This is a genomic window from Nioella nitratireducens (genome assembly GCF_001879715.1).
Lineage (GTDB): Bacteria > Pseudomonadota > Alphaproteobacteria > Rhodobacterales > Rhodobacteraceae > Nioella > Nioella nitratireducens.
The window spans coordinates 1-16,411 of the sequence record NZ_MNBW01000016.1; the positions used below are offsets into that span (position 1 = coordinate 1).

16 protein-coding genes are annotated in these 16,411 nt (G+C 63.0%); 9 read left to right on the forward strand and 7 right to left on the reverse strand.

Going from position 1 to position 16,411, the window contains the following annotated elements:
• The first annotated feature begins 89 nt into the window (after positions 1-89).
• Positions 90-1,433: a FliH/SctL family protein gene (locus BKY27_RS15105; protein WP_084667992.1), complete on the forward strand. Its 1,344-nt coding sequence runs from the start codon at positions 90-92 to the stop codon at positions 1,431-1,433.
• 16 nt (positions 1,434-1,449) lie between these two features.
• Here the strand turns inward: BKY27_RS15105 and BKY27_RS15110 are convergent, their stop codons facing one another.
• From BKY27_RS15110 to BKY27_RS15135, 5 genes are all read right to left on the reverse strand, one after another.
• Positions 1,450-2,808 (reverse strand): tyrosine-type recombinase/integrase, encoded by a 1,359-nt coding sequence (locus BKY27_RS15110; protein ID WP_071675322.1) that lies wholly within the window; start codon positions 2,806-2,808, stop codon positions 1,450-1,452.
• A gap of 406 nt (positions 2,809-3,214) precedes the next feature.
• A complete protein-coding gene (gene mmsB / locus BKY27_RS15115) occupies positions 3,215-4,090 on the reverse strand; it encodes a 3-hydroxyisobutyrate dehydrogenase (RefSeq protein ID WP_071675323.1) in 876 nt (291 codons plus the stop codon).
• Positions 4,087-5,139 carry an enoyl-CoA hydratase/isomerase family protein gene (locus tag BKY27_RS15120; RefSeq protein WP_071675324.1) on the reverse strand — a complete coding sequence of 351 codons (1,053 nt, stop codon included), beginning with the start codon at positions 5,137-5,139 and terminating at the stop codon, positions 4,087-4,089. Before BKY27_RS15120 ends, mmsB begins: the two co-directional genes overlap by 4 nt.
• The gene (locus BKY27_RS15125) at positions 5,139-6,284 is read right to left on the reverse strand and encodes an acyl-CoA dehydrogenase family protein (protein ID WP_071675325.1); all 1,146 of its coding nucleotides are present in this window, start codon (positions 6,282-6,284) and stop codon (positions 5,139-5,141) included. Before BKY27_RS15125 ends, BKY27_RS15120 begins: the two co-directional genes overlap by 1 nt.
• A 314-nt stretch (positions 6,285-6,598) precedes the next feature.
• Entirely contained in the window at positions 6,599-7,732 is a 1,134-nt protein-coding gene (locus BKY27_RS15135; protein ID WP_071675327.1) for a carboxylate-amine ligase, read from the reverse strand.
• A gap of 239 nt (positions 7,733-7,971) precedes the next feature.
• Between BKY27_RS15135 and BKY27_RS15140 the strand changes: the two genes are divergently transcribed.
• Positions 7,972-8,637 (forward strand): hypothetical protein, encoded by a 666-nt coding sequence (locus BKY27_RS15140; protein WP_071675328.1) that lies wholly within the window; start codon positions 7,972-7,974, stop codon positions 8,635-8,637.
• Between the two features lie 58 nt (positions 8,638-8,695).
• Here BKY27_RS15140 and BKY27_RS15145 read toward each other — a convergent pair whose 3' ends face one another.
• Positions 8,696-9,115 carry a hypothetical protein gene (locus tag BKY27_RS15145; RefSeq protein WP_071675329.1) on the reverse strand — a complete coding sequence of 140 codons (420 nt, stop codon included), beginning with the start codon at positions 9,113-9,115 and terminating at the stop codon, positions 8,696-8,698.
• A gap of 191 nt (positions 9,116-9,306) precedes the next feature.
• Between BKY27_RS15145 and BKY27_RS20160 the strand changes: the two genes are divergently transcribed.
• Positions 9,307-9,477 carry a hypothetical protein gene (locus BKY27_RS20160; RefSeq protein WP_158514987.1) on the forward strand — a complete coding sequence of 57 codons (171 nt, stop codon included), beginning with the start codon at positions 9,307-9,309 and terminating at the stop codon, positions 9,475-9,477.
• A gap of 85 nt (positions 9,478-9,562) precedes the next feature.
• Here BKY27_RS20160 and BKY27_RS15150 read toward each other — a convergent pair whose 3' ends face one another.
• The gene (locus tag BKY27_RS15150; RefSeq protein WP_071675330.1) at positions 9,563-11,062 is read right to left on the reverse strand and encodes a CoA-acylating methylmalonate-semialdehyde dehydrogenase; all 1,500 of its coding nucleotides are present in this window, start codon (positions 11,060-11,062) and stop codon (positions 9,563-9,565) included.
• 114 nt (positions 11,063-11,176) lie between these two features.
• On the opposite strand from BKY27_RS15150, the gene BKY27_RS15155 reads away from it, so the two are divergent.
• The 6 genes from BKY27_RS15155 (at position 11,177) to BKY27_RS15180 (ending at position 16,331) form a co-directional block, all read left to right on the forward strand.
• Positions 11,177-12,067, forward strand: a complete 891-nt coding sequence (locus tag BKY27_RS15155) for a LysR family transcriptional regulator (RefSeq protein WP_071675391.1) — start codon at positions 11,177-11,179, stop codon at positions 12,065-12,067.
• Between the two features lie 79 nt (positions 12,068-12,146).
• The gene (locus BKY27_RS15160; RefSeq protein ID WP_071675331.1) at positions 12,147-12,581 is read left to right on the forward strand and encodes a CBS domain-containing protein; all 435 of its coding nucleotides are present in this window, start codon (positions 12,147-12,149) and stop codon (positions 12,579-12,581) included.
• Positions 12,582-12,788: 207 nt separating this feature from the next.
• The gene (gene coaD / locus BKY27_RS15165; RefSeq protein ID WP_071675332.1) at positions 12,789-13,286 is read left to right on the forward strand and encodes a pantetheine-phosphate adenylyltransferase; all 498 of its coding nucleotides are present in this window, start codon (positions 12,789-12,791) and stop codon (positions 13,284-13,286) included.
• 89 nt (positions 13,287-13,375) lie between these two features.
• Entirely contained in the window at positions 13,376-13,882 is a 507-nt protein-coding gene (locus BKY27_RS15170) for a peptidylprolyl isomerase (protein ID WP_071675333.1), read from the forward strand.
• Positions 13,875-14,426 carry a peptidylprolyl isomerase gene (locus BKY27_RS15175; RefSeq protein WP_071675334.1) on the forward strand — a complete coding sequence of 184 codons (552 nt, stop codon included), beginning with the start codon at positions 13,875-13,877 and terminating at the stop codon, positions 14,424-14,426. The genes BKY27_RS15170 and BKY27_RS15175 overlap by 8 nt, the downstream gene beginning before the upstream one ends.
• A 90-nt stretch (positions 14,427-14,516) precedes the next feature.
• Positions 14,517-16,331, forward strand: coding sequence for an ATP-binding cassette domain-containing protein (locus BKY27_RS15180; protein ID WP_071675335.1), 1,815 nt, complete (start codon positions 14,517-14,519; stop codon positions 16,329-16,331).
• Positions 16,332-16,411 lie beyond the last annotated feature (80 nt).

The window sequence follows — 16,411 nt, forward strand, 5'->3', positions numbered from 1 at the left end:
AACGGCGGAGAGTTTCCTGGGCTTCATCGACATAACATCGATCCGCCTCTGGCTCCGCCATTTGTCAACATGACCTAGAGAACGTCCCATTGGGCCGAAATTACGAGAACAAAGAGTTGCCCGACGACACCAACACCAACGTGTCCCGCCCCAGACAAGTCACGCGAGAAGAACTTTACGAAAAGGTCTGGTCGACACCGATCAGCCACTTGGCGGCCGAGTACGGTGTCTCCGGTTCCTATCTTGCGCGGGTCTGTACGGCGCTGGCTGTGCCCCGGCCTCCCGCTGGCTACTGGCAGAAGAAGGCGGTCGGAAAGGCCTCTCCACGACCTCCACTTCCCGCTGCAAAGCCAGGCGATCAGCTTGTCTGGTCGGCGGATACGCCGCTGGCGCGTCCCGTGACGCCCGCCGCCAGAGATTCGACGTCGTCACCTAGTCGTGGCAGGCAACGCAAGGATGCCCGGCATCCGATCCTTCGCGGCGTCGAGCCGCATTACCGCAAGACGCGCAAGATCGACGAGTACGAGTTTCTTCGACCCTACAAGCTCCTCCTGCCGGACATCGTGACGTCCGAGGCGCTGCTGCCACGCGCATTGGACCTCGCCAATGCACTCTACGATGCGTTCGAGCGAAAAGGGTATCGCGTGACCTTCGCGCCGCCTGATCAGCCATTGTTTCGGGCGCAGATCGAAGAGCAGGAAGTCCCGGGGAAGGATCGCAAATACGGGCGCTACTCCTACGGACGGATTTGGGCCCCGCACCGCCCGACCGTCGCCTATATCGGCGAGGTTCCCATCGGTCTTGCGCTCGTCGAAATGTCCGAACGGGTCACGCTCAGATACGTCAAGGGCAAGTATGTACGGGAAGACAGTGCGGTCGTGAAGGCCGCCAGGCCGCACCAGCTGGTCCACTCCTGGACGACCGAGAACGATGTTCCGTCCGGGCGCTTCCGGCTTGTCGCCTACGCACCGCGCCGGGACGTGGAGTGGTCGGCGATATGGCAAGAAACACCAAAGCGCGCCTTGTCGTCCATGTTTCCGCGGATCGTGAAAGAGCTGGAAGCCGCCGTGCCGGACCTGAAGTCCAAGACTGAAAAGGCCGAGGCGGCGGCCATCCGCAAGCAACGCGAATGGGAGGAACAGCGGGAGCGTTGGAAGCGCGAAGAGGACCGACGCAATGCGGACAAGGCCCTTGCCCAAAGCCGCGAACAACTTTCCGAAGTGATCCGGAAATGGTCCGCCGCGATGTCGACCGAAAGCTTTTTCCGCGAGGCGGAAGAACGTCTTTCCAGCGTCGACCCCGACAGGCGTCAGGCCTTGTCCTCTCGGCTTGATCTGGCGCGGTCCATGATGGGAACGCTCGATCCGCTGGAGTTTCTGGAGCAATGGGTCGCGCCGGATGAGCGCTATCGACGGCAGCATCCGGAAAACTGATAAAAACGCTGCTTTATCAGATTCTTGCGACCCGATATTCAAGCAACTTTGGCTTTGGTGCAGGCCGCGACTCGATCAGCATGTGTTCGATCGCCGAGCGTCGCGACTCCCGATCCAGCGTGTAGGTGTTCCGCCGGAACTCCACGCCTTCCAGCAGGGCCTTCAGGTATCCCGCGACCGTATCTGCCGCCATGATAAGCGTCGAGTCGAGCGTGTGAACGTAACGACTTGTGACCGAACCTTTCGCATGGCCGATAAGGGCCGCAATCGTGATCTCGGTGAAGCCCAGATCGTTGGCGATGCTTGCGAAGCTGTGCCGGAGGACATGCGGTGTCACATCCCAGAGCGGCGTGTCGGTCAGGAGCTTCTTCCAGCTTTGGGGAAAGTTGCCCACCGAGTTATCGAGACCCTGGCCGGGAAAGACATAGGTGCCGGTTCGCGCCGACCGCTTGCTTTCCAGGTACTCGATCACCGGAAGCCCGATGGGGCGCACCGACGCGCCTTCCTTGCTGTCGATCAGCCTCAAGCAGCTCCCCTCGATGTCGACCTCGCTCCATCTGAGATTGATGATCTCCCCGCGACGGCAGCCGGTCACGGCGAGGATCCAGAGGATCTCGGCATGCAGGCGATAGTGGTCGCTCTTCTGCGCCTGTCGCAGAATGCCACCGAGGATGCGGTATTCCGCTTCGCTCAGCCGCCGGTCCCGGACCTGGTATTTTGGTTTGCGCAGTCCGTGGGTGGGATTGTGATCGATCACGCCGGCTTCCACCGCGAAGGAGAAAATCCCGCCAAGCAGGCCCATTGTGCGGATGGCCGTGCCGCGCCCGCCGCGGACGATGGCTTTGCCGCGCAGCTTCTCTGTCTTCATCACGACGCGGGTCTTGCCCGCGATGATGTCCTTCATCAGGTTGTTCATGTCCGGCTTTGTAATGTCCCGGACCCGGCGCGTGCCGAGCAGGGGGATGATGTGTCGGCGGATGCGGCCCACGTCGATCTCGATCGTCGAGGCCTTCTTGGGGCGACCGCCTTTGCCCATGATCAGGCCAGCCTCCATATCCTCGATGTATTGTTGGCAGAGCTGCTTGACCGTCAGCGCCCTCCGGTCCTCCTCGCGTTCCTCGGCCGGGTCGTTGCCTCGGGCGACGTTGCCGAGCAGGGCCTTCGCTTCCCGCCGTGCCGTCTCGGGCGTCCAGATACCGTGAAGGCCGATCGTGTAGCGGCGCGACCGACCCCGTGCGCGGTACTGGAGGATGTAGCTGCGCTTGCCGGACGGATAGACGCGGAGCACGAAGCCCGGCAGCTCGTCGTCCCAGATCGCTTGGCCTTTGGCCGCCGGTTCGACCCCTTCGACAAATCGTTTCGTGAGCTTCGGCATGCTCCTGTTCCTCGCCTGCGCCCGGTTTCGAGTAAGCACCACGTAAGCACGCGGACGGAAAACAAGGCGTATTTTCGGATAGAGCTTTCGGAGCGGTGTTTCGTAATGTCTATATAATTCTGATAGTTATCGCGCTCTGGCGGGCTCTGTCGTACATTTCGGAAAGGCCATTAGGCCAGCTCCGAAGGCAGAGGCCATAGGTTCGAATCCTATCGGGTGCGCCATTTTCCCTTTGTGAACCAGTCAGACATTCAGTTCCGGGAGCGTCTTCGGCCCAGCAGTTTCCGAAACGAGGCAGGCGCCCGCGACCCAGGACTTCCGAACCGGTGCATCTGGCAAAAAAACGGCCCGAAAAGACAACGCTCCGGGCCGTTTCTGCTGATTAACGAGCACCTTATGAGGCGGCTCACTCCCCGCGATGCCGCTTTTCGAAACGCGGCAGCATGGCCGAGAAATCCATGCCCTTGCCGTCTTCGCGGTCCACGAATTGTTCATAGAGCGCTGCGGCGGCTTGACCCATGGGGGTGTCGGCATCGGCGGCCTCGGCAGCGGCTTGGCTCAGGCGCAGATCCTTGAGCATCAGTTCAGCCGCGAAACCGGGTTTGTAGCCATTGTCAGACGGGCTTTGCGGGCCGATCCCGGGCGCCGGGCAATAGGCGTTCATCGTCCAGCTATATCCCGACGAAGTGCTGACCACATCGAACATCGCCTGCCGGTCCAGCCCGAGTTTGTCGGCCAGCGCGAAGGCCTCGCAGGTGGCGATCATGGTCACGCCAAGGATCATGTTGTTACAGATCTTGGCCGCCTGACCGTTGCCCGCCGGGCCACAATGCACGGCCTTCTGGCCCATGATGTCAAAGAGCGGCTTGGCGGTGGCAAAGGCCGCGTCGTCGCCGCCGACCATGAAGGTCAGCGTGCCACCCGCCGCACCGCCAACCCCGCCCGAGACCGGCGCGTCGAGAAAACCCAGCCCCGCCGCCGCGCATTGGCCTGCCACGTCGCGTGCGGCGTCCACTTCGACCGTGGAACAATCGAGCAGCACCGCGCCCTTGGTCATCGCCGGGATGATCTCGCCCGCGACCGATTTCAGGATCGTGCCATTGGGCAGCATGGTGATGACCACGTCCTGCCCCGAGGCCGCTGCTGCTGCGGTGTCGGCCTGGGTCACGCCCTCTGGCATCGGCGCGGCAAGGTCGAACCCCGTCACCTCGTGGCCCGCCACGACCAGATTGGCCGCCATCGGCGCGCCCATGTTTCCGAGCCCGATAAATCCGATCTTCATGGTTGTCCTCCCTCAGAGTGTGAGTGCCTCCGCGCCCCGATCGGGCGAAAGAGCGCCGAAACCTCGGCAGGGCTGACCGCCCCCGGCTCGGCATGACGCCAGTTGGGCGCGTTGTCCTTGTCGATGATGATGGCGCGGATACCTTCGAGGAAATCCGCCTGCTCCAACGCGCGCGAGGTAAAGCGGTATTCGAAATCCAGAGCGCCCTCAATCGTATCGGTGGTCCGGCTGCGGTGGATCAATTCCACCGTGCAAGCCATTGATATTGGAGAATTTCCAGACATCTGAGAGAGGGCCTTTTGGGCAAACTCGCCCTCGGTCGCACCGAGCAGGTTAAGAATGTCGCGCAGGGTTTCCCCGGCGAACAGGCTGTCGATTTCCCCCTGAAGGGCCGCCAGCTTCGACTCTGGTGCAGGCAGGGCACTGCGGTCCACCGCCTCCCAATCGCCGGTCTCGGTCAGCGTGTCGATCAGCGACGGCCACTGGTTGCGCGGGATGTAGTAATCGGCGAAGCCCGCGTGAATCGCGTCGCCCGGGCCCATGCGGGCAGCGGTGACGCCGAGGTATTCGCCAAGCCGCCCCGGCGCGCGCGCCAGCAGCAGTGACCCGCCCACGTCGGGCACCAGGCCCACCCGGGTTTCGGGCATGGAAATGCGGCTGTCGTCGCAGACGATGCGGTGCGAGCCGTGGCAGCCGACGCCGACGCCGCCACCCATGACGAAGCCGTGCAGGAAGGAGACGACCGGTTTGGGAAAATTGTAGAGCGCCGCGTTCATCCGGTATTCGTCGGCCCAGAAGCGGCGGCCATAGTCAAAGTCGCCAGCGCGCCCGGTGCGGTAGATTTCGGCCAGATCACCGCCCGCGCAGAAGGCTTTCTCGCAGGGCAGCCCGTCGATGATCAGCAGCTTGACCACCGGGTCGTCGGCCCAGGCGGTCAGGGCTTTCTCGATCTCCAGGCACATGTCCCAGGTCAGCGCGTTCAGCGCCTTGGGGCGGTTCAGCGTGATCCGGCCCGCGCGGCCGTCGATGCGGCAGTGGATGTCTTGCATTAGCCACGCTCCACAAGCATTTGACGAGAAACGATAAGACGCATGATCTCGTTGGTGCCTTCCAGAATCTGGTGCACCCGCAGGTCGCGCACGATCTTCTCGATCCCGTAATCGGCCAGATAGCCGTAGCCGCCGTGCAATTGCAGGCACTGGTTGGCCACGTCGAAGCTGGCATCGGTCACATACATCTTGGCCATGGCGCAGAACTTGCTGGCGTCATGCGCGCCATTGTCCAGTTTCCACGCCGCCTGGCGCAGGAAGGTGCGGGCGGATTGGAGCTTGACCTCCATCTCGGCCAGCCGGAATTGCAGCGCCTGAAAGCTGTCGATGGTGCGCCCGAAGGCCTTGCGCTCGCCCATATAGGCCAGCGTCAGGTCGAGCGCCTTTTGCGCGCCGCCAAGGGCGCTGGCGGCGATGTTCAGCCGCCCGCCGTCGAGGCCCGCCATGGCGTAGGTAAACCCCTTGCCTTCTTCGCCGATCAGGTTATCGGCCGGCACCTTGCAATCGTCGAACTGCACCTGCGCCGTGGGTTGGGCGAGCCAGCCCATCTTTTTCTCCAGCGCCCCGAAAGAGAGCCCCTCGGTCCCGTCCTCGACCACCACGGTGGAAATCCCCTTCGGCCCATCCTCGCCCGTCCGGACCATGGTCACGTAAGCATCGGAATAGGAGCCGCCCGAAATGAACGCCTTGGTGCCGTTAAGCGTGTAGCCCTCGTTCGTCCGCTCCGCCCGTGTGCGCAGTGCGGCGGCGTCAGAGCCGGACCCCGGTTCCGTCAGGCAGTAGGAAAACACCTTTTCCATCGTGCAGAGATCGGGCAGCCATTTGGCCTTGGTCTCGTCCGAGCCGAACTTGTCGATCATGCCCCCACACATGTTGTGGATCGACAGGAACGACCCAACTGCGGGGCAGGACATGGCGAGTGCTTCAAAGACCAGCGTCGCATCCAGCCGAGACAGGCCCGATCCGCCATAGTCCTCAGAGACATAAAGCCCGCCAAAGCCAAGCTCCGCGATCTTGGGCCAGAGGTCTTTCGGGATCGTTCCCGCCGCTTCCCAGTCCATGGCATGGGGCGCGATATTCTCTTCACCAAAGCTGCGCGCCATGTCGAAGATCATCACCTGTTCGTCGGACAGTGCGAAATCCATGATCTAGTTCTCCCTAAACAGGCCGAAGTATTTGGCGACAAGCAACCACAACACGAAGGCCGCCGCTGGAATGAAATAGTTCCGAGGGAACTTGAGCAATCCGAAGCTAAAGATGTCTTCCCACATAAGCCACTTGTGGAGTGCCCTGCGGTAGTCAGGACTGCGGATTAACAGAACGAACCACACGAATGCGTAGATCGCTCCGCCAATCATGAGACCGTATATCGACACGTTGCCGGGTTTCCTCGCCCTCAGAATTGAACACTTGTTTAATTACCAATCCTTGCAGGAATTTTGCAAGCCGGGTCGCAACGTCACAAATCCGCGTGAAATTCTTCGATCAGGTGGCGGACCACGTCGCGCATGGCCTCGTCGCGGGGCTTTCCCGCCGTTTCCGACGCTTTCAGAACCGCGCGTTGCCGTTCCGCCGAGGTGCCGCGCGCGACCATGCCGCGCACCGCCTCGACCTCGGCCAGACAGCCGAGCGTTTCGGCGTCCTCCGCCACCAATTCGATGATATCCTCGACCAGCACCGCCATTGGCAGAATCTCGCGTTTGCCGAAGTCGATCAGCCCCCGCCGGGTGCCGTAGCGTTGCGCGCGCCAGCGATTTTCCTCGATCAGGAACCGGTCGTACAGCCGCCAGCGCTGGTTCAGGCCGCGCAGGCGATAGAGCATTCGCGCAAGGCTCTGGATCATCGCGGCCAGTGTCAGCGCGTCTTCCAGACGCGGGCTGACATCGCAAATCCGGGTTTCCAATGTCGGAAACCGGGCCGACGGGCGCAGATCCCACCAGATCTTGGAACTGTCCTCGATAATGCCAAGGTCGATCAGCACATCGACCGTGCGTTCGTAATCGGCAAAGGATGGAAACAGCGGCGGCAGCCCGGTGCGCGGCAGGTTGTCAAAGACGGTCAACCGGTAAGAGGCCAGCCGCGTGTCCTGCCCCTGCCAAAAGGGCGACGAGGCCGACAGCGCCAGCAGATGCGGCAGGAAGTAGCTCAGTTGCCCCATCAGATCGTTGCGCAGATCGTCGGTGCCAAGCCCCACATGCACATGCATCCCGCAGATCAGCATCCGCTGCACCACGCCACCCAGATCGCGGGCAAGGCTGTTATAGCGGTCCTTGTCGGTATGATGCTGGTCCTTCCAGTCGGCGAACGGGTGGCAGGACACGGCAATCGGCGCCAGCCCATGGCGATGGGCAATACGGCTAACGGTGCTGCGCAGGCGTTTCAGGTCGTCGCGCGCGGCGGAGATGTCGGCGCAAACGCGGGTGCCGATTTCGATCTGGCATTGCAGGAACTCGGGGCTGACCTGCTCTTCCAACTCGGCGCTGCACTGGTCCATCAAGTCGGGCGGGGCCACGGCCAGATCCAGCGTGCCCTGATCGACCAACAGGTATTCTTCCTCGATCCCGAGCGAAAAGGGGGGCTCTGTCTGGGGCATGGATGTCCTCCGCTATTGCGGCCAGCAAACCCCGGACTGCCGGTTTTGCCAAGAAAAAAACCCAGGCAGCGGGTCGGGGCGCACAGTCGCGGATTCAGGGCCCTTCACCCACCCGAATCGTCATCTTTCAGGGCGCTCGGCCCGCAATGGCGTCGAAGTTTTTTTGTTGACGCAAGCGGCCGGAAGGGGCTGAAATACCGTTCATTGTAATCAGCCGCATACAAAAAGAGGTATTGAACATGCGTAGACGGAATTTCGTTCTTGCCGGTTTGGCCGGTGTTGGCGTCACGGCAATTGGCGCGCGGGGTAGCCGCCTGCTGGCCCAGGAAACCCAGGGAATAGCGCCGATCGCGGCCTTCGCTACCGACATGGCCGGCGGTCGGGTGGTGGTGCGTGCCTACCCAGCCGAGGGCCGAGGCCGCTACTGGGTCATGGCGCGCGCGGGCGGGCGCGACCGCTGGTTCAATGTCGGTTTGCGGGGTGAAGTGGCCGATCTTCTCCGGGATCTGGCCACGACGGGCCAGTTGCGCAGTCGGCTGGAGCCAGAGACCGGTGCGTCGCTGCAATTCGAGATCCAGCGCGTGGCCGAAAGCGAAAACTTCCGGTTCCGGTTCCGCCCCGAGGCCGGTGACGACATCGAGGGGCCGGGCACCGGCGACGTTCCCCCGGGCGGTGGCGGCGGCGGCACCCAGGCCTTCGGATTCTGGGGGGCGCTCGTAGCTATTGTTGCGATCTTCGCGTTGGTGGGAATCTGGGCCATCGAAAGTGGCGAAGCCGCCCGCATGTCGCTGACCATGCGGGGCGTTGGCGTGACTGTCGAAATCGGCGAGGCTGCCGAGCCACCTGACGAGGGCGGATTTGTTCATGAAGACATATGCGATACGATGCCGCCGATGCTGTGTTGAAGCAGGTTAACGTGCCGCAGCGGCGCGGTTTTGCGGTGCGTCTTGTGGCCCCTGCCGGTTAGCGCGCGGTCTGCAACAAATCCTCGATCCGCGTTTCCCGCTGTCCAAGCAGCGCAAGCGCATCGGCTTCGTCTTCCTGCATCATCGGAACCAGCTTGTCCGATGGCTCCCATGACCGCATTGTCGTTTCCGCAATCTCGCGGCTTACCGCGCTCGGGGCGTAGAACACCAGCAAGGTCCGCGCGCCGCTTGCCAGAAGAATCTCGGCCTTTTCTGCTTGCATAGCCATGAACCGCAGGTAGTCCTTCTCGAACGCGGTAACCCCCGACAGGTCGACCAACTGGTCCTGCCCCGGACGAAACTCCGGGTCAGAGGCATAGCAGCCGAAGGCGCGTGCGCTCTCCTCAAGTGTTACCCGTCCCCAATAGCGCACCAAAACAAGCCCGCGCTTCGGGAAGATCCTGAAACTGACCGGCATGGCCCCCCCACCGTCACTTCGCCCTCTTTTGCGGTGTAAGTCGTTTCTTTGACCTGTCCAGAAAATCGACAGCCGTGGCGGGTTGGGTCGGGGTCGCAAATTCACGCGAAAAAAGTTTGAACCGACGTGGCGGGTCACACGACCTATGGCTGACGGACCAATTCAGAACCCCATCGGGAAGGACCCCCACCATGACCCGCTTTGCTCTTGCCTTCATCCTCAGCGCCGTTGTCGCCTCTGGTGTGCAGGCCGCCGGGTCTACCGGGTTTTCGCGTGGCGACATCTCGCGGGCCACGTCGGCAGGCGGGATCACCACCTCCGACGGCTTCGCCAGTGAAGGGGGCCTGGGCACCACCCGGTAAGCCGCCTCTTCCGATCGGACCTGACCAGACGAAAAAGGCCCGGAGCAATCCGCTCCGGGCCTTGTCGCATGTCGTGCGGGCTGGCTCAGTCCATTGCCTTGAAGGCAAATTCGCCGCCATCCTTGATGCCCGAAAACCAGCGTGCCGTAACGGTCTTGGTCTTGGTGTAGAAGCGGAAGGCGTCCGGGCCGTACTGGTTGAGATCGCCAAAGGCCGATTTCTTCCAGCCGCCGAAGGTGAAATAGCTCAGCGGCACCGGGATCGGGAAGTTGATGCCGACCATGCCCACGTTGACCTTGTTGGCAAAGTCGCGCGCGGTGTCGCCATCGGCGGTGAAGATCGACGTGCCATTGCCGTACTGGTTGGTCATGACCAGGTCGAGTGCTTCCTCATAGGACTGGGTGCGCACGGTGGACAGGACCGGGCCGAAGATCTCTTCCTTGTAGATGTCCATATGGGGCGTCACGTTATCAAACAGGCTCGGCCCCACGAAAAACCCGTCTTCATAGCCCTGCATGCTGAAATCGCGGCCGTCGACGACCAGCTTGGCCCCCTGTTCCACGCCAGAGTTGACCAGACCGCCAATCCGCTCTTTCGCCTGCGCGGTGATGACCGGGCCATAGTCCACATCCGCACCGGCGGTGTAGGGGCCGACCTTCAGCGCTTCGATGCGCGGCACCAGCCGTTCGATCAATGCGTCGGCGGTCTTGTCGCCCACGGGCACGGCCACGGAAATCGCCATGCAGCGTTCGCCCGCGGCGCCAAAGCCTGCGCCGACCAACGCGTCGGCGGCCTTGTCCATGTCGGCGTCGGGCATGATGATCATGTGGTTTTTGGCCCCGCCGAAGCACTGGGCGCGTTTGCCGTTGGTGCAGGCACGGCCATAGATATACTGCGCGATCGGGGTCGAGCCGACAAAGCCTACGGCCTGAATGGTTTCGTTGTCGAGGATCGTGTCCACGGCTTCCTTGTCGCCGTTCACCACCTGCAAGACACCATCGGGCAGACCGGCTTCCTTGATCAACTCGGCCAGACGCAGCGAGGTCGAAGGGCAGCGCTCGGACGGTTTCAGGATCATCGCGTTGCCGCTGGCCAGCGCCGGGCCCATTTTCCACAGCGGGATCATCGCGGGGAAGTTGAAGGGCGTAATGCCCGCCACCACGCCAAGCGGCTGGCGCATGGAATACAGGTCGATCCCCGGACCGCCATCGTTCATGTATTCACCCTTCAGCAGGGTGGGCGCGCCCATGCAGACCTCGATCACCTCCAGCCCGCGCTGCACGTCGCCGCGCCCGTCGGGCAGGGTCTTGCCGTGTTCGCGGCTGACCAGCTCGGCCAGCTCGTCCATGTGCTCGTTGATCAGGTCTGCGAATTTCATCATCACCCGCGCGCGGCGCTGCGGGTTGGTGGCAGCCCATGCCACCTGTGCTTTGGCGGCTCCGTCGATGGCTGCATTCATTTCCGCGACCGAGGCCAGCGCGACCTTGGCTTGCACCTCCCCGGTGGCGGGGTTCATGACGTCCGCCGTGCGGCCCGACGTGCCGGCGACATGGGCGCCGTTGATCCAATGTCCAAGCTCTTGCATGGGTCTCTCCCTTTGAAAACGGTCTCGAGTCGTCGCGAACACTACTCTTGCAATCTTGCGTCCAAAAGGGGCATGTTCTCAAAATCGATTTGCATTTTCGCAGGGTTCGTTGCCATGCCCAATTGGGATGACCTCAGGGTGTTTCTCGCCGTGGCGCGCGGTGAAAGCCTGTCGCGCGCGGGCCGCGACCTCAAGATGGACCCGGCCACCGTTGGCCGCCGCATCACCCGGCTGGAGCAGCGGCTTGGCGCCGTGCTGTTCGTCAAGTCCCCGCAAGGCTATGCCCTGACCGAAGCGGGCGAGCGGCTGCTGGCCCCGGCGGAACAGGCCGAGGGCGCGTTTTCCACCGGTATCGGGGCGGTCACCGGCCTTGGCGGGCGGCTGACCGGCTCGATCCGTATCGGTGCGCCTGATGGCTGTGCCAATTTCGTGCTGCCGCAGGTCTGCGCCGCGATCCAGTCGGAAAATCCGGGGCTTGAGATCCAGGTCCTCGCCCTGCCGCGCGTCGTGAACCTGTCCAAGCGCGAGGCCGATATGGCCGTGACCGTCAGCCCGCCCACGGCGGGGCGGCTGACGGTGCAGAAGATTTGCGACTATCACCTGCACCTTGCCGCGCCGCATGAAACGGCGGGGCGCATCACGACCCTTGCCGATCTGCAACACGAGGCGGTGATCGGCTATATCCCCGACATGATCTTCGACAAGGAACTCGACTACCTGTCCGAACTCGGCGTGTCCAACGTGGGCCTCGCCTCCAATTCCATTTCGGTTCAGCTCAACCTCATGCGGGCCGGGGGCGGGATGGGAATCGCCCATGATTTTGCCATGCCGTTCGCGCCGGAATTGCGGCTGGTTCTGACCGATCTGGTTGCGCTGACCCGTGGTTTTTACCTCGTGCGCCACGCCTCGGACCGTCATTCCGAGCGGCTGAACCGCTTTTCCACCGCGCTCGTGGCTGGAATGCGGGCCGAGATTGCCCGGTTGGAACGGCTTGCCAATGCCTGAGTATTTCGTTTGAAACGCTTGACACGAAACAATATTGCGATGACGCTGAGGGCAGGCAGTCATGATACGGGAGGACGCCATGCTCGTTCAGCAAATCCTCAAATCCAAACCCGACGTTGTCGTGGTCACCATTGCACCGGGCTCCAAGCTCTCGGATGCGGCGGAAACTCTCTCGACCAAGAAGATCGGCGCCATCATCGTGTCCCCGGACGGCAAGAGTGTCGCGGGCATTCTGTCCGAGCGCGACATCGTGCGCGAACTTGGCAAACGCGGGCCGTCCTGCATGTCCGATCTGGTCGATGACATCATGACCGCAGATATCGTCAGCTGTGCCAAGGGCGACAGTTCCGACGCGGTGCTGGCCAAGATGACCGCTGGCCGGTTCCGCCACATGCCGGTGATCGAGGACGGCGCGATGATCGGCCTGATTTCCATCGGCGATGTGGTCAAGGCGCAATTGTCGAAACTGTCGATGGAAAAAGAAGCGCTCGAAGACATGATCAAGGGGTTCTGAGCGCCCCGCGACTCCGGGCAGACCCTGCCCCGATGGCACGCCGTCGGGGCAAAATTCCCGTAATCCAGCGCGCCCCGAGCTGCCGATACCTCCGCCGATACCCCCGCCGTTACCCCCAAAGCGTCGCAACCTCGCAGATAGACTTGCAAATCCCGGCGCAATATTGTTGCGTGCCGGTCAAATATTCGCGGAAGGGAAGGGACCCCCATGCGCATCGGACTCTACCCGGGCACGTTCGACCCGATCACCCTTGGCCATATCGACATCATCCGTCGGGCCTGCATGTTGGTCGACCGCCTTGTGATCGGCGTCGCCATCAACCGCGACAAGGGTCCGCTCTTCACGCTGGAAGAGCGGCTGGCCATGGTGCAGGACGAATGCGCCTACCTGTCGGACAAGACCGGCACCGAGATCGTGGCGCACCCGTTCGAAAACCTGCTGATCGACTGCGCCCAGGATGTCGGTGCCAGCCTGATCATCCGCGGCCTGCGCGCGGTGGCGGATTTCGAGTATGAATTCCAGATGGTCGGCATGAACCGCAAGCTCAACGACAAGGTGGAAACCGTGTTCCTTATGGCCGACGCCCAGCATCAGGCCATCGCCTCGAAGCTGGTCAAGGAAATCGGGCGTCTCGGCGGCGATATCAGCCATTTCGTGACGCCCCCGGTGCGCGAGGCCGTGCTGGAGAAATTCCGCAAGGCGTAGGCCCGCCGCAAACCGCCGCGCCGCCCTCTTTTCCTTTTCCGTCGCAGCCACTACGTTGCCCGGCGAACGCTTTTACAGGAGAGCCCGGCATGGCCGAGATCAAAGACCCCGAAAACACCATCATCATCGAGCTCAAGGACGGTCCCGTCACCATCGAGCTTCTGCCCGACGTGGCCCCGCAGCATTGCGACCGCATGAAGGAACTGGCCCGCGAAGGCGCCTACGATGGCGTGGTCTTTCACCGCGTGATCGAGGGGTTCATGGCCCAGACCGGCGACGTGGCCCATGGCAATGCCGACAAGGGGCTGAACATCCGCATGGCTGGCACCGGCGGCTCGGACAAGCCCAATGTCCCGGCCGAATTTTCCAAGCTGCCGCATGACCGTGGCACCATCGGCGCGGCGCGGTCGCAGAACCCGAACTCGGCCAACTCGCAATTCTTCATCAATTTCAAGGACAACCATTTCCTCAACGGCCAATACACCGTCTATGGCCGCGTGATCGAAGGGATGGAGCATGTCGACAAGATCGTGCGCGGCGAGCCGCCCGCGACCCCCGACAAGATGGTCTCGATGAAGGTGGCCGCCGATGCGTAACCTCGCGCTTGCCCTGATCCTGCTGGCCAGCCCCGCGGCCGCCACCACGCTGGAACTGGACATCACCGGCGAGGCGCAGGGCACCATCGTTATTGACCTTTATGACGAAGTGGCCCCACAGCATGTCGAGCGCATCGCGCAATTGGCCGAGAACGGCGACTACAACGACGTGGTCTTTCACCGCGTGATCGACGGGTTCATGGCCCAGACCGGCGATGTGGAATTTGGCCGTCTGGGGCAGGACATGCGCTATGCCGGGCGCGGCGGGTCTGACATGCCCGACCTGCCGGCCGAGTTCTCGGACCTCAGCTTCGAGCGCGGCATTGTCGGCATGGCGCGGTCAAGCGACCCCGATTCCGCCAACTCGCAATTCTTCATCATGTTCGCCCCGGTGCCGCAGTTGAACGGCGACTATACCGTGGTCGGGCAGGTGATCGACGGCATGGACGTGGTGGACGCGATCAAGCGCGGCACGGGCCGCAACGGCGCGGTGATCGGCCAGCCCGATTACATCACCGCGGCCCGCGTGATCCGCGACGAATGACCGTGCCGGGCGGCCTTGGCAACAGGGCCGCCCGTCCTCTGCGCATGTGCCCGCTTGACGCCGCCTGCGCGCCCCAATAGCTGGGGCAGCATGGCACGCGCACCCCTACTTCAACTCAATGACATCTCGCTCACCTTCGGGGGCGATCCGATTTTTTCCGACCTGTCGCTGGTGGTCCACGAAGGCGACCGGGTCGCGTTGGTGGGGCGCAACGGCTCGGGCAAATCCACGCTGATGAAGGTCATGGCCGGACTGGTCGAGGCCGACAGCGGCAGCCGCATACTGCCCCCCGGCATGTCCGTGGGCTATATGGAACAAGACCCTGATTTCAAAGGCTTCGCGACGCTTGGCGACTACGCAACCAGCGGGCTGGACCCATCCGAATCCTGGCGTGTCGAGGCCGCTGCCGAAGGACTGAAACTGCGCCTCGACGCCGACCCGTCCGAGGCATCAGGCGGCGAACGACGCCGCGCCGCGTTGGCGAAACTGCTGGCCGAGGCACCCGAGCTGATGCTGCTGGACGAGCCCACCAACCACCTCGATATCGAGGCGATCGGATGGCTGGAAGCCCAGCTCAAGGAAACCCGGGCAGGCTATGTGCTGATCTCGCACGACCGGGCCTTCCTGAACGCGCTGACCCGCGCGACGCTCTGGATCGACCGGGGACAGGTGCGCCGCAACGAACAGGGCTTTGCCAAATTCGAAGACTGGCGCGACAAGATCTGGGACGAAGAAGACCAGTATCGCCACAAGCTTGACCGCAAGATCAAGGCCGAGGCCCGGTGGGCCGTGGAAGGCATCTCTGCCCGGCGCAAGCGCAACATGGGCCGTGTTCGCGCCCTTGGCGACCTGCGGCAGGAACGGGCGGGCATGATCCGGCGGCAGGGCACGGCGGCCATGGCGCTGGAAGAAGGCGCCAAGACCGGCAAGCGGGTGATCGAGGCCAGGGAAATTTCCAAGAGCTTCGGCGACAAGGTGATCTTCAAACCCTTTGACCTGCGCGTCCTGCGCGGCGACCGGGTGGCGTTTGTCGGCCCCAACGGCGTGGGCAAGACGACGCTGCTCAAGGTGCTGACCGGCGAGATCGCCCCCGACTCCGGCAATGTCGTCCACGGCACCAATCTGGAAATGGCGATCTACGACCAGACCCGCGCGGCCCTCGACCCTGACGCGACGCTGTGGGATTCGCTTGCGCTCGACCCGTCGATGGCCGTTTCCGGCGCGTCCGATCAGGTCATGGTGCGCGGCCAGCCCCGGCATGTGGTGGGTTATCTCAAGGATTTCCTTTTCGACGAACGGCAGGCCCGCGCGCCGGTCCGCTCGCTCTCGGGCGGGGAGAAGGCGCGGCTCTTGCTGGCCCGGCTGATGGCGCGGGAATCGAACGTGCTTGTCCTTGATGAGCCGACCAACGATCTCGACGTGGAAACGCTGGACCTGTTGCAGGATCTCTTGGGTGAGTATCCCGGCACCGTGCTGCTGGTCAGCCATGACCGCGATTTCATCGACCGGGTGGCGACAACCACCATCGCCATGGAAGGCGACGGGCGCGCCGTCGCCTATGCAGGCGGCTGGACGGATTATCGGGCGCAACGCGGCCAGACCGCCCCAAGCGCCGAGAAGGCCGCCAAGGCAAAACCCGCCGCCGCATCCAGGGACAAGCCCGAGGCCAAACCCAAATCCGCATTGTCCTATACCGAGCAGCACCGCCTGAAGGAACTGCCCGGCGTGATCGAGCGTCTGGAGGCCGAAATCGGCAAGCTCGAACACCTGATGTCCGACCCCGAGCTGTTCAGTCGTGACCCGGTGAAGTTCCAGAAGGCCACCGACGCATTGGTCGAACGGCAGGAAAAACTGGCCGCCGCCGAAGAAGAATGGCTGGACCTTGAAGAACGCGCAGGCGGGTAGCCGCTTGCGTCGATGCAAGCGCCCGCGGGCCCTTGACGGTTGGAAAGCGGGGCGCGCGCGCGCGCCTCTGGAAATCGCGG

What these genes read in the sequence shown, in the direction of transcription:
- BKY27_RS15110 (WP_071675322.1), bottom strand. Translation starts at nt 2,808, where the DNA reads ATGCCGAAGCTCACGAAACGATTTGTCGAAGGGGTCGAACCGGCGGCC.
- mmsB (WP_071675323.1), bottom strand. Translation starts at nt 4,090, where the DNA reads ATGAAGATCGGATTTATCGGGCTCGGAAACATGGGCGCGCCGATGGCG.
- BKY27_RS15120 (WP_071675324.1), bottom strand. Translation starts at nt 5,139, where the DNA reads ATGCAAGACATCCACTGCCGCATCGACGGCCGCGCGGGCCGGATCACG.
- BKY27_RS15125 (WP_071675325.1), bottom strand. Translation starts at nt 6,284, where the DNA reads ATGGATTTCGCACTGTCCGACGAACAGGTGATGATCTTCGACATGGCG.
- BKY27_RS15135 (WP_071675327.1), bottom strand. Translation starts at nt 7,732, where the DNA reads ATGCCCCAGACAGAGCCCCCCTTTTCGCTCGGGATCGAGGAAGAATAC.
- BKY27_RS15140 (WP_071675328.1), top strand. Translation starts at nt 7,972, where the DNA reads ATGCGTAGACGGAATTTCGTTCTTGCCGGTTTGGCCGGTGTTGGCGTC.
- BKY27_RS15145 (WP_071675329.1), bottom strand. Translation starts at nt 9,115, where the DNA reads ATGCCGGTCAGTTTCAGGATCTTCCCGAAGCGCGGGCTTGTTTTGGTG.
- BKY27_RS20160 (WP_158514987.1), top strand. Translation starts at nt 9,307, where the DNA reads ATGACCCGCTTTGCTCTTGCCTTCATCCTCAGCGCCGTTGTCGCCTCT.
- BKY27_RS15150 (WP_071675330.1), bottom strand. Translation starts at nt 11,062, where the DNA reads ATGCAAGAGCTTGGACATTGGATCAACGGCGCCCATGTCGCCGGCACG.
- BKY27_RS15155 (WP_071675391.1), top strand. Translation starts at nt 11,177, where the DNA reads ATGCCCAATTGGGATGACCTCAGGGTGTTTCTCGCCGTGGCGCGCGGT.
- BKY27_RS15160 (WP_071675331.1), top strand. Translation starts at nt 12,147, where the DNA reads ATGCTCGTTCAGCAAATCCTCAAATCCAAACCCGACGTTGTCGTGGTC.
- coaD (WP_071675332.1), top strand. Translation starts at nt 12,789, where the DNA reads ATGCGCATCGGACTCTACCCGGGCACGTTCGACCCGATCACCCTTGGC.
- BKY27_RS15170 (WP_071675333.1), top strand. Translation starts at nt 13,376, where the DNA reads ATGGCCGAGATCAAAGACCCCGAAAACACCATCATCATCGAGCTCAAG.
- BKY27_RS15175 (WP_071675334.1), top strand. Translation starts at nt 13,875, where the DNA reads ATGCGTAACCTCGCGCTTGCCCTGATCCTGCTGGCCAGCCCCGCGGCC.
- BKY27_RS15180 (WP_071675335.1), top strand. Translation starts at nt 14,517, where the DNA reads ATGGCACGCGCACCCCTACTTCAACTCAATGACATCTCGCTCACCTTC.